Source organism: Gordonia sputi NBRC 100414, assembly GCF_000248055.1.
Classification (GTDB): domain Bacteria; phylum Actinomycetota; class Actinomycetes; order Mycobacteriales; family Mycobacteriaceae; genus Gordonia; species Gordonia sputi.
The window spans coordinates 1-10,916 of record NZ_BAFC01000069.1 but is presented as its reverse complement, the minus strand read 5'-3'; the positions used below and the strand labels follow the sequence as shown (position 1 = coordinate 10,916).

Genomic DNA, 10,916 nt, shown 5'->3' with positions numbered 1-10,916 from the left:
CGTGCATTCACCCGACACGGTCGAGACGCATGTCTGGATGCGGTCACCTTCGCGTCGTTCGTCGCCATTGCGCAGATCCCGGACGTAGCCGGCTGCAAGCGGAACAACGCAGGTCTGGCAGATACCCATTCGACATCCGAAGGGCATCTGGATTCCCAACTCCTCGCCGGCTTCAAGGAGTGTGGTGGCACCGTCGATCTCTGCCGACTTACCCGACTTCGCGAACGTCACGGTGCCACCCTCACCACCGACGTCGGTGCGTGCGATGGCGAAGCGTTCGATGTGCAACTGATCCGACAGTTCGTTCGCGCGGTACACATCTTCGATGTCGTCGAGGAACTCAATGGGTCCACACGCCCAGCACGACCGCTCACGCCAATCCGGAACGGCGGCGTCGAGCTGGGTGACGTCGAATCGGCCATCCTCCGAACTGAGGCGCAGATCCAGTGTGTAACTAGGTGTTTCGACGTCGAGCTGTTCGAGTTCGTCGAGGAAGATCACTGAGTCGCGGCTCGGTGCGGCGTGGACGTGGATGATGTCGGGCGTCTGATCGCGGTGTTTCATTGCGCGGAGCATGGCGATCACCGGCGTGATTCCGCTGCCCGCGGTCAAGAAGAGCACGGCGTCGGGAACCGGCTCCGGCAGATCGAAGTCGCCCTTCGGCGCGGCGAGGCGGATAATCGTGCCCGGCGCGACGCCGTCGACGAGGTGCGTCGACAGGAAGCCGTCGGGGTTTGCCTTGACGGTGATGGAGATCGTTTTGTCGTCGTTGCTGCCGAAGGATGTCAGCGAATACGACCGCCAATGCCAGCGTCCGTCGACGTCGAGGCCGATGCCGACGTACTGCCCTGGCCGATAGCTCTCGGGAAATCCCCACCCCGTGCGGATCACCACCGTCGCGCTGTCGGCAGTCTCCTTGACCACGTCTTCGACGCGTCCACGCAATTCGCGGGCGCTCCACAGCGGATTGATCAGATGTAGATAATCGTCGGGTAGCAGAGGGGTCGTCGCTCGCGCGATCAGGCCTCGCAGGATGTTGACCTCTGGGCGCGTCGCGTCGACGTCGGCCGCAGGCCGCTTACTCCACTTGAGAAGATTCACCAGCCTCCCTCCGGTAGCTCGTAGTGAACGAGTGTACACACAGCTGGTGATGGGCGTCACAGATGCTTTGCAGGCCGCCGCCCACGGGTGTCCAGTGATCGATAACCCGCAGAATCAGACCCGCGCAGTCGTCCGGGAACGTGACCCATGTGGTTGCGCCGTGGCGGATTCATCGGTGATCCGCCACGGCAACTACCCCGTCTTCGGCCGCAGCGTGAACAGTTCCCAGACCTCTTTTTGGTCCTGCGCCCACGGGTCATAGACGAAAGGTGCGTGCCTCATCGCCATGCCCGCCTGCCGCGGAGTGCGATTGGCCTTGAAACCGTTGCAGGATTTGCACGCCGCCACCTGGTTACCGAAGGTGCTCTTGCCGCCCTTGGACACCGGCACAATGTGGTCGACGGTGTCGGCAGGGCCGTCGCAATAGGCGCAAATCCACTGGTCACGGCGCAAAATGGTCGCTGTAGACGCATAGGAGTCCATCGACTTGCCCGCATAAGGTCGGTAGGCGTTGCGTTTGATGGCCACCACTTTGTGAATGGGTAGGGTCACCGTGGGTGAATGTACGACGCGCACAACCGGCGTGCCCTCGACGTTGCGCGCGACTTCGGTGGTCAGCAACACGGCCGCACGACGCCAGGTCACACGCGCCAGGATCTGCAACCCGGCGTTGGTGACGAAGATTGTCATGGCAGTCCTCCGATGCCGTATGCGCTCGGACGTGGCGCGATCCACGCTAATGGCAATACGTCGATCTCGCGAGGCCATTTGTTCTGTGGCGGCGAAATACTGTCCGACGTTCACTTCGACGACATATTCGGGCAGACCTCCACAGTGGCGGCACACGCTTACTTCGCGGTGTGCAGTGTGGCCACCCGGCGGGCCGATCTGCACAAGATTTCGACGGCATCGCCTTCCATTTTCCGAAGGCGACACCACGGCATCCGACGCGTGCCACGCTGCACGTCAGTAGTTCTCACAATCAGGGGGTCAGCGCAGTGTCCGAGCATCCAGCTCACCGGTTTCTCACGCGTATCCCGCAGCGAATTCTGCTGACCTGTGCAGCACTGATCGCACTTGTGGCACCGGTGGCGCTGACCACTGTGCCCACCGCCACCGCCGCGCCGAGCCAAGCGCGGTGCGCCCTTCCGCAGGGTTCCGCGGCACCCGACTCCGCCACGCCGTCGAGCGTCGGAATCGACAAGGCAAAGCTCGACGACGCCATCGCATTCGCGGCGTCGAGAATGCGTACGCATATCGAGGTCTATCGCAACAACTGTCTGATCGGAAACGGACCGCTGAACGCCGTGACCGGAAACATTCCGTGGAATCTGTTCAGTTCGACCAAGAGTGTCATCTCGATGCTCGCCGGTGTCGCCTATACGCAGGGGCGACTAGATCTCGGAGCGTCGATCGAGAAATATCTCCCCGCAGGGACAGTCGATCGTTCACATGCAGCGATCACCGTGCGCGACCTGCTGACCCAATCGTCTGGCCTGCGCCAGTCGATCGTCAGCGAAGCACTGACTGCGGGACTCGACGTCGATCCGGATATCGCGAAAGAAGCTCTCGCGCTGCCTGTTCAGCACAAGCCGGGAACGTTCTTCGAATACACGCAGCACGGACCCGACCTCCTTGCGTACGTCGTGCAGCGCGCCGTCGGAGAAGATCTGCAGGAGTTCGCGCAGCGAACACTGTTCGGGCCCTTGGGAATCAAGCAACACGACTACTACTGGGCGCGCGATCGGTCCGGCCACACCTACGGATACGCCTTCTTGTTTATGCCTCCGACGGACTATTCACGCCTCGGGTTGCTGATGCTCAACGACGGGGTCTGGGGCGGCCGACGAATCATCAGTTCCGACTACATCCGCCAGGCTCACACGCCCTCTGCGTCGAATCGGTGCTACGGATATCTGTTCTGGGTCAACGACTCTCCCTGTACCGGGCCATCGTTCCCGTCCCGACAGACGATTCAGCAGGCGCCTCTGGCCGGGTTGCCGTCCGACGCCTACGCGATGGTCGGCTTCCTGCAGCAGAACAACTTCATCGTCCCCAGTCTCGGATTGTTGGTGAGCTGGAACGGGATTCTCGGCGACGTCTCGCCAGACCCGGGAACACTTCTCAGCGCCAGCCTCAACAGTGAGCTGTATCGCGAGTTCTTCCGCAAGCTCGTCGCTGCCTTCCGGACGCCGAGGATTCCCTACCCCGGACCGTACCGTCCGACGTTGAACCTCGACTTCGATCCGGTCCAGTTCGCCGACCCGAACATCGCGTTGGGCGCGTTGGGTTTCGGTCCGTACGCACCGTCGAATTGCACCGTTCTGCAATGCGGTTCGACGCCCTTGCGAGCGCCCCTGCAGGGCAACCCGGGCTGCTTTGCGATCACCTGCCTACCGGGGACACCTCAGTCACCCGGCAAGCGGTAGGCCTTCGGCGGCACCCCGCCGTCTGACACTCTGGACGCATGCGCGACCCGCTTTATGCCGGCGGCCTGACCCGTCGAAGCCTCATGCTCGACGTCGCCGTAGCCATGATCTTCGGTGCAATCGCGATCTGGCTGCACTTCGACCAGTCGACACCCGCGGGCATTGCCGCTGTGCTCGTGACCGTCGCGCTCGCTGTTCGACGACTCGCTCCGACGCTGATGATCGTGCTCGCGCTGGCATCCGCGGCGATTCAGGTGGCGACCGACCAGATCGCCGTGCTCGCCTCACTCGCCTACTTCCCGATCTTCGCAACGCTCGGCGGGCATCCGGACCGGCGAGTTCGACGTGGTTCACTCGCGGTGGCCGTGATCGGATCGCTCGTCGCCGGGTGGGAGTTCCCGCACGCCTACACGGTCGAGCCGTCCCTGCTCAACCGCGCGTTCACGACGTTCGTCGGATTCTGCCTGGCGGCGGTCGTGGTGATCGGCGGATGGACGTTCGGGTTCATCCGGTATCAGCGTCGTACGGTCGCGCAGGCAAAGGTTGCCGAGACCATCGCACAGCTGGAACGCAGACGCCTGCTCGATCTCTACGACGAACAGCGGGAACGCACACGTCTTGCGCGCGACATGCACGACGTCGTCGCGCACTCGTTGACCATCGTCGTCGCACAGGCTGAGGGTGCCCGCTACAGCATCGACACCGCACCCGACGTTGCACGGAACGCGTTGACCGTCATCGCCGACACCGCACGCGAATCACTCGGCGAGGTGCGCGGACTGCTCGCCCAACTCAACAACGACGACGCCGTCGCCGCCTCCCGCGCCGACCGCGAAACCCTGTACGAGCGAATGCGTACCGCAGGCATGACGATCGAGACGCGCGAGATCGGCGACGAGGAGACCAGCGAGCCGGCCGTCGGACGCATGGCCCAGCGCGTCTTGACCGAAGCGCTCACCAACGCGCTCAAGTACGGCGACCTGGCCACCCCCGTCACCGTCGAGATCGACTGGACCGGGGGCTGCCACCTCACCGTGCGCAACGGGTTGACCGACACCCCGCTCTCCCCCGGTGGCGCAGGCCGCGGCATCATCGGCATGGCTGAACGCGCCGCGCTCGTCGGCGGAACGGCCCGCAGCACCGCAACCGAGGACACCTGGTTGGTCGAACTGCGTGTGCCCGCCACCTCCGACGTCGACTCGAAAGGAGTGTCGCGGTGATCCGAATCGCCCTCATCGACGACCAGCCCATGTTCCGCCAGGGCATCGCGATGATCGTCGACAGTCAGCCCGACATGGAGGTGGTCGGACACGATTCGTCGGCCCTCTCGCTCTTGGATTTCGTGCGCACTACGCGACCCGACGTCGTCCTGATGGATGTGCGCATGCCGGGCATCGACGGCATCACCGCGACCGCCGACCTCGTCAGCGCACTCGGCGACGACGCTCCGCGCGTGCTGGTACTCACCACGTTCGACGCCGACGAGGCCGCGGCATCGGCCATCACCGCAGGGGCCAGTGGATTTCTCCTCAAGGACGCGCAGCCGGACTTCCTGCTCGCCTCGATCAGAGCCGTCGCCAATGGCAGTCAGGTGGTAGCGGCGTCGGCGACACGACGGTTGTTCGAGCAAACCCGCACGCGTGCAGGCGATCCCGGACCCGAGTACGACCGCCTGACCCCACGCGAGCGCGAGATACTCGTGCGGGCGGCACAGGGACTCTCCAACGCTGAGATCGCCGACGCCGAGGTACTCTCGGAAGCCACTGTGAAAACCCATGTTTCGCGTATTCTCGCCAAGCTGGGACTACGCGACAGAGTGCAGCTCGTCGTGTACGCATACGACCACGGGTTGGTCTGACCGCCACGACATACATCTCGAGATGTACGCGATGTCATCCGAGGGGACGATCGGATTTCATCGTCACGGCCGACGACTGGGGCCATCGATGTCCCTAGCGTTATCTGCATGACGCATGAACCAGCATCTGTGGTGCTACGCAACGTATTCCGAAGCTACGGCGATCCGAGTCAACCGATCCATGCGCTACGCGACGTGTCGCTCGATCTACGACGCCGAGAGTTCACGGCAATCATGGGCCCGTCGGGATCGGGCAAATCGACGCTGATGAACGTCGTCGCTGGACTCGACGACATCACGTCGGGTGAGATCTGGGTCGACGGCAACCCGATCGGGTCGCTCGACGACGAAGCACGAACAATTCTGCGCCGCAAACACATCGGCTTCGTCTTTCAATCGTTCAACCTCATCCCGACGCTCACCGCCCAGGAGAACATCAACCTCCCATTCGTACTCGCCGGGACACGACTCGACGCGCAGACGCGCTACTGGATCGCACACCTGGTGCGGTCACTCGGCCTGGACGAACGCCTCGACCACCTACCCTCCGAACTCTCCGGCGGCCAACAGCAACGCGTCGCCATTGTGCGTGCGCTCGCGATGCGTCCGACGATCATCCTGGCCGACGAGCCCACAGGTGCACTCGATACACGTACCAGCCGAGAAGTGTTGGCGCTGTTGACTACTGCGGTGCGCGAGTACGGGCAGGGCATCGCGATGGTGACGCACGATCCTGTCGCGGCGTCGTACGCCGACCGTGTCATCATGCTCGCCGACGGCCAGATCACCGGCGAATACCGCGGCCTCGGCGCGCGTGAGATCTCCGATCTTCTCATCGGCTTGCAGGGGGTCTCTGCATGAAGGCCACATCAGCGCGGCTGACCGTCGGATCGCTGCGTGAGTTGTCGACTGTCGGCATCGTCGCGGGTCTCGCCAGCGCCTACGGCACAACGCTTGTCGACGCTGCGAGCATGCTGTCGGTGCTGTCGGAGAAGAAGGGTGGTTCTGCTGGTGCGGCGCTCGCAGTGGTGGCTGCGGTCTTCATCGGCATCGCCCTGTTCGTCTCCGGGATCGTGATCAGTTCCGGTGTCGACACGGTCATCGCCGGTCGTCGAGCACAATTGAGGTTGCTGCGGCTGATCGGCGCGAGCGCACGCCAGTTGCGAGCGGGACTCACCAGGGCCGTCGTCACGGTGGCAGCCATCGGAGCCGTGATCGGCATCGTGTGCGCGACAGTGGTCATGACCATCGTTCGAGAAGTGCTCCTGCACAACGGAAAGCTACCTGAACGCGACTATCCACTCCTGCCGCTGGGTGTGTTCGCGGCAGGCCTTGCGGTGGTCCTGATCGCGGCTATCGCTGCGCGGGTGGGCACACGGTCGACTCTTACTCGTGCCGCGGTGGCGCACAGTGCGCGGTCGAAGGTCGGTACGTTCCGGACGGTCCTCGCCTGCGGCGCAATCGTGATTGGTGCGTTGCTGCTGGCGCTCGCATGCTACCTCGGTGAGTTCGGCAATCTCACCGGCTTCGCAGTTGCCTTCCTCGGTGCCGCGTCGGTATCGACGGGTGTGTTGATCGGCGCGCAACGCATTGTGCCGCAACTGGTCCGGTGGATAGGTGCCGCGTTCGGTGCCAGCGCTCCGTCGATCGTGGCACGCAAGAACGCTGTGTCGGACCCGCGACGGACGACCCGTTCCACCATCGGACTCCTCGTCGGCGTGACGCTGGTGACCACCATCGCGTCGGGGATGAGCTCACTGACCAAGTCCGTCCACGGCTGGGACATGTCGGCCGCCGAGATGGCCGAGACCGAGCGTTCCCTGTCGGTTGTCACCGCGATTCTGCTTGCCATGATCGCCATCTCGGCGATTATCGCGGCAGTCGGCTTCGTGTCGACGATGTCGCTGACGGTGATCGGCCGCACGCGCGAGATCGGGATGTTGCGTGCCATGGGATTCACTGCGCGGCAGGTGCGCGCGATGGTTGTCCGCGAGTCGTTGGCGCTCAGTGGCACTGCGGTGATCGCCGGCCTGGTGCTCGGCATCATATTCGGCACCGTCGGCAGCCAGTCGCTCATCGGCAAGGCGACGTCGGGCATCCCCGTCGGACTGCCCTGGGGTGCGCTCGTCGCGATCATCGCAGGCACCGCCGTCGTCGTGATCGCCGCCTCGCTGCCGCCGAGCCGTCGGGCCGTGGCCGTCGCGCCTGTCGACGCGCTGGCTGTCGCGTGACGCCATTGGTCGAACTGTGCCTGCCGCCGGTCGAGCGGCGGTGCCACTGGTCGAGCTGCCCCACGCTGGTCAAACGGCCCCACGCTGGTCAAGCGGCCCCACGCTGGTCAAGCGGTCCCCACGCTGGTCGAGCGGCCCCCCGATGGTCGAGCGGCCCCCCGATGGTCGAGCTTGTCGAGACCACTAGGCCGCTCCCGCTTCCAGTCATTTCTGCGCGCACCCGGCCGCAAAAGCCCAGTTCGCTTACCAAGGCAGAGCGAAAAATGACTGGAAACGGGAGGCCTGGTTCATGGTTGACCGTGGTCGTCGGGTCCTCGCGCTACATTCGGTCGATGCATGCATCACTCCGAGGTCCGTAGCCACCAGATCGATGCGTTCACACTTCGGTTCGCGCGTCAGATCCGAGCGAGTCTGCCAGCCCCAGAAGATGTGCACGCGTGAGCCTTTCGGCACGGTCGGCGTCGCGCTCGAGTATGGCGTCGACGACCGCGCTGTGTTCGTCGGCGTCTGGTCGACCCACCGGCATCATGGTGAGCATGTCGGTCATCGACCCCACCAGCCGCGCCCGCAGGCCGTCGAAGAGTGTGGCCAGCAGGTCGTTGTGCGACGCCACGACGATTGCCTGATGCAGTCGAATATCCTCTGCGGCAAGCGCTTGCGGCGTTCCGCCGAGCAGAGCGTTGCGATTCTCCAACGCCGTTCGGATGATGCGCGCGTCGTCGTCGGTGTGGTTGGCTGCGGCGAGAGCGGCAGCCCGCGATTCGATGGCGATCCGGACCTGCAAGACGTCGGTGATCTCCGCGATCTCGGCGAGCTGATCCCACGGCTGCGTGGGTTCGGTCGCGGCGAGGAAGACGCCGACGCCCTGCCGTGTGGTGAGCACTCCACGCGCTGCGAGGCGTCGAATGGCTTCGCGGACCGTGGAGCGGCCCACGGATAGTTCCCGTGCCAAAGACACCTCGCCGGGAAGCTGCTCACCTACCTCCCAGCGTCCACGCCGAACATCGTCGAGCAGGGCACGTGCTGCCTGTTCCGACAGCGGAACGCGCGAAAGTGCTTCCAAGGTCCTAGTCCGTTGTGTCTCTGTCGATTGGTTTCGAATGGTCCATCACCGTTCGTTCTGATGATAGGCCCGCGACCTCGGCGGTCGATCGGCGCCGCGCGACGCTCTCAAGCCACATCCGGTACATCTCGCGCACACCGATCGTCAGCGCGAAGGCCGCGAACACGATGCTCAGAATCTTGACGTTCAGCGCGAGTGCGATCAGCACGCCGACGACTGCACCGGGCAGCGCACCGATGTTCAGGTTGAGGCCGAGTCGCATGTCGGCGGTGCCCTGGCGTGCGTGCGTGATGGTTCCGACGATGACGTTGGGGAAGAACATCAGCAACGACGTTCCTTCCGCGGTCGGGAGTTCGGTACCGAAGAGCAACATCAGGGCCGGAACAGCGAGCAGGCCGCCGCCGAGACCCATCCCGGCAGCCCACGCGCCGATCACGAATCCGAGAATCAGCGATACCGGGACGACGTACCACAGACTCGCAAGCCAGCTGTCGGGCACGACGGCCGATCCCTGCATCGGGTCGTGCCCTGAGACGTCGAGAAACAATTTGAGGCACGTCAACAGGAGGATTGCGACGAACAGCCAACGCAGGATGAGCGCCGGGATGCGCAAGATCAGCTTGGCGCCCAGGACCGCACCCAGCGTGGCGCCGACAACCATTCCCGTCCCCGCCCGAAAATCGATGGATCCGCCAACCAGTCCGAACGTGGCTGCTCCGACGCCGGTAACGGCGATGTTCGCCGCGCCGGCAGTGCCGTGAAGAGTATGCCGGGAGAGGTTGGTGACCTTCTCCAGAGCGGGCACGTAGAACACCCCGCTACCGCCGCCGAGCAGTCCGCCGATCACACCACCGGTGGCACCGATCCCGAGCTGGGTGGGCACGGACGGTTCGACGACCCGCCCCGCGGTCGTGCTTGCTCTGAATGTTCCGGGCCGCCTGGTTCCGAGCGTGCGCATTGTGAGACTCCTTCGGGGTGATGCACCGACACGTTACGCATACATGTACTTGTCTGACAAGTAGGTGTATGCGAGCGCTAGCCCCGCCCGCGTTTGTTACCAGGGCACAGTCTGACCTCGATAGTCCAAGAACTGCAGCCCGCCCGCACCCGCCTGTGCTTCCAAGACGTCGGCGACGCCCCGCGTGCTCTGCTCGACGGTCAGCGAGGCGTCGGAGCCACCCAGATCGGTCTGGACCCATCCCGGCGCCATCAAGAGCAACGTGCGCGGGTCGTCGGAGTGCCTGGCCGCGAAGCTCCGCATCAGCTGATTCAGTGCTGATTTGCTCGCCCGGTAGATCTCCCACCCAGTCACGCGAGTGTTGTTCGTGATACTCCCCTGCCCCGACGACATCACTGCGATTGTTCCGGTTGGCGGGACGAGGTCAGCGAATCGTTCGACGAATCGCATGGGGCTGAGCGCGTTCGTAACCATCACGCGATCGAACGTCTCCGTCGAGACGTCGCCAACGGTCTCCCAACGATCGTGCGTGATTCCCGCATTCACGAAGATGAGGTCGGAGGTGGTGTCGGACAGTTTGTCATGCAGTGCCACAACCGAGTCGGTGTCGTTGATATCCACGTTCTCGACGGTCAGCGAACCATCGGACCGTGCGGCGAGCGCACCCAGATCGCCGCCGGCGTGGCGGCTGGTCGCCGCCACATGCCAACCGCGTTCGCAGAGGCGCTCGGTGAGTCCGAGCCCCAATCCCCGTGATGCCCCGACGATCAAGGCGTTCTTCGTTGCCATCGTGCGTCTCCTCTATCCGAATCGTTCCGTCTCTATCCGAATCGTTCCGTTCTGATTCGCCCGGCGTCGTGCCCGATGTCGAGCATCGCTCGTGCGCAGTGTTCGACGAACCCGTTGGGTCCGCAGATGTAGACGGTCGGCTCTCGTTGCGGCGCAATCGTCACCGCTGCGAGTTCGGCCGCCGTGACGCGCCTGGGACGGCGCGTCTCTCCTTCCGCACCCTCGCGGGTGTGAAAAACGTTGACGGGCAACCTGGTGTGCTCGACAAGCTGATCGAGTTCGCGCGCGAAGTACCGTCGCTGCGGCGTACGTAGCGAGTACACGAGGTTGAACGGAGTAGACGGGGCAGCCACCTCGCGCAGACGGATCATCGACATCAGCGGCACGATCCCCGAGCCGCCACCGATCAGTTGGACCGGCCGCGTATTCGACGGGTCCCACGTGAACCACTGTCCGTTGGGTCCGCTGATCTCGAGCGGCTCGCCCA

The 10,916-nt window shown here is 64.2% G+C and carries 11 protein-coding genes; 5 read left to right on the top strand and 6 right to left on the bottom strand.

Features of this window, described 5'->3' with window-relative positions:
- The coding region (locus tag GOSPT_RS11635) for a ferredoxin reductase (RefSeq protein WP_005206368.1) at positions 1 to 1,101 on the bottom strand (1,101 nt) is incomplete at its 3' end.
- Positions 1,102 to 1,293: 192 nt separating this feature from the next.
- Positions 1,294 to 1,791 (bottom strand): HNH endonuclease, encoded by a 498-nt coding sequence (locus GOSPT_RS11630; RefSeq protein WP_005206366.1) that lies wholly within the window; start codon positions 1,789 to 1,791, stop codon positions 1,294 to 1,296.
- Between the two features lie 308 nt (positions 1,792 to 2,099).
- On the opposite strand from GOSPT_RS11630, the gene GOSPT_RS11625 reads away from it, so the two are divergent.
- The 5 genes from GOSPT_RS11625 to GOSPT_RS11605 all read left to right on the top strand — a co-directional run bounded on the left by GOSPT_RS11625 (position 2,100) and on the right by GOSPT_RS11605 (position 7,619).
- On the top strand, positions 2,100 to 3,530 hold the full coding sequence (locus GOSPT_RS11625; protein WP_005206365.1) for a serine hydrolase domain-containing protein: 1,431 nt from the start codon (positions 2,100 to 2,102) through the stop codon (positions 3,528 to 3,530).
- Positions 3,531 to 3,568: 38 nt separating this feature from the next.
- Positions 3,569 to 4,750, top strand: coding sequence for a sensor histidine kinase (locus GOSPT_RS11620; RefSeq protein WP_005206363.1), 1,182 nt, complete (start codon positions 3,569 to 3,571; stop codon positions 4,748 to 4,750).
- Complete coding sequence (locus GOSPT_RS11615; protein ID WP_005206361.1) at positions 4,747 to 5,388, top strand: response regulator transcription factor; 642 nt, start codon at positions 4,747 to 4,749, stop codon at positions 5,386 to 5,388. Before GOSPT_RS11620 ends, GOSPT_RS11615 begins: the two co-directional genes overlap by 4 nt.
- Positions 5,389 to 5,496: 108 nt before the next feature.
- Positions 5,497 to 6,249, top strand: coding sequence for an ABC transporter ATP-binding protein (locus GOSPT_RS11610; RefSeq protein WP_039855761.1), 753 nt, complete (start codon positions 5,497 to 5,499; stop codon positions 6,247 to 6,249).
- Positions 6,246 to 7,619, top strand: coding sequence for an ABC transporter permease (locus tag GOSPT_RS11605; protein ID WP_005206359.1), 1,374 nt, complete (start codon positions 6,246 to 6,248; stop codon positions 7,617 to 7,619). Before GOSPT_RS11610 ends, GOSPT_RS11605 begins: the two co-directional genes overlap by 4 nt.
- Before the next feature lie 376 nt (positions 7,620 to 7,995).
- On the opposite strand, the gene GOSPT_RS11600 is transcribed toward GOSPT_RS11605, so the two are convergent.
- The 4 genes from GOSPT_RS11600 to GOSPT_RS11585 all read right to left on the bottom strand — a co-directional run.
- Complete coding sequence (locus tag GOSPT_RS11600) at positions 7,996 to 8,682, bottom strand: FadR/GntR family transcriptional regulator (protein WP_005206349.1); 687 nt, start codon at positions 8,680 to 8,682, stop codon at positions 7,996 to 7,998.
- 4 nt (positions 8,683 to 8,686) lie between these two features.
- A complete protein-coding gene (locus tag GOSPT_RS11595) occupies positions 8,687 to 9,640 on the bottom strand; it encodes a sulfite exporter TauE/SafE family protein (RefSeq protein ID WP_005206347.1) in 954 nt (317 codons plus the stop codon).
- A gap of 96 nt (positions 9,641 to 9,736) precedes the next feature.
- Positions 9,737 to 10,429, bottom strand: coding sequence for an SDR family NAD(P)-dependent oxidoreductase (locus GOSPT_RS11590; RefSeq protein WP_005206345.1), 693 nt, complete (start codon positions 10,427 to 10,429; stop codon positions 9,737 to 9,739).
- A 32-nt stretch (positions 10,430 to 10,461) separates the two neighbouring features.
- Positions 10,462 to 10,916 (bottom strand): ferredoxin reductase domain-containing protein (locus GOSPT_RS11585; protein ID WP_005206343.1); only part of this gene is annotated, 455 nt, incomplete at its 5' end.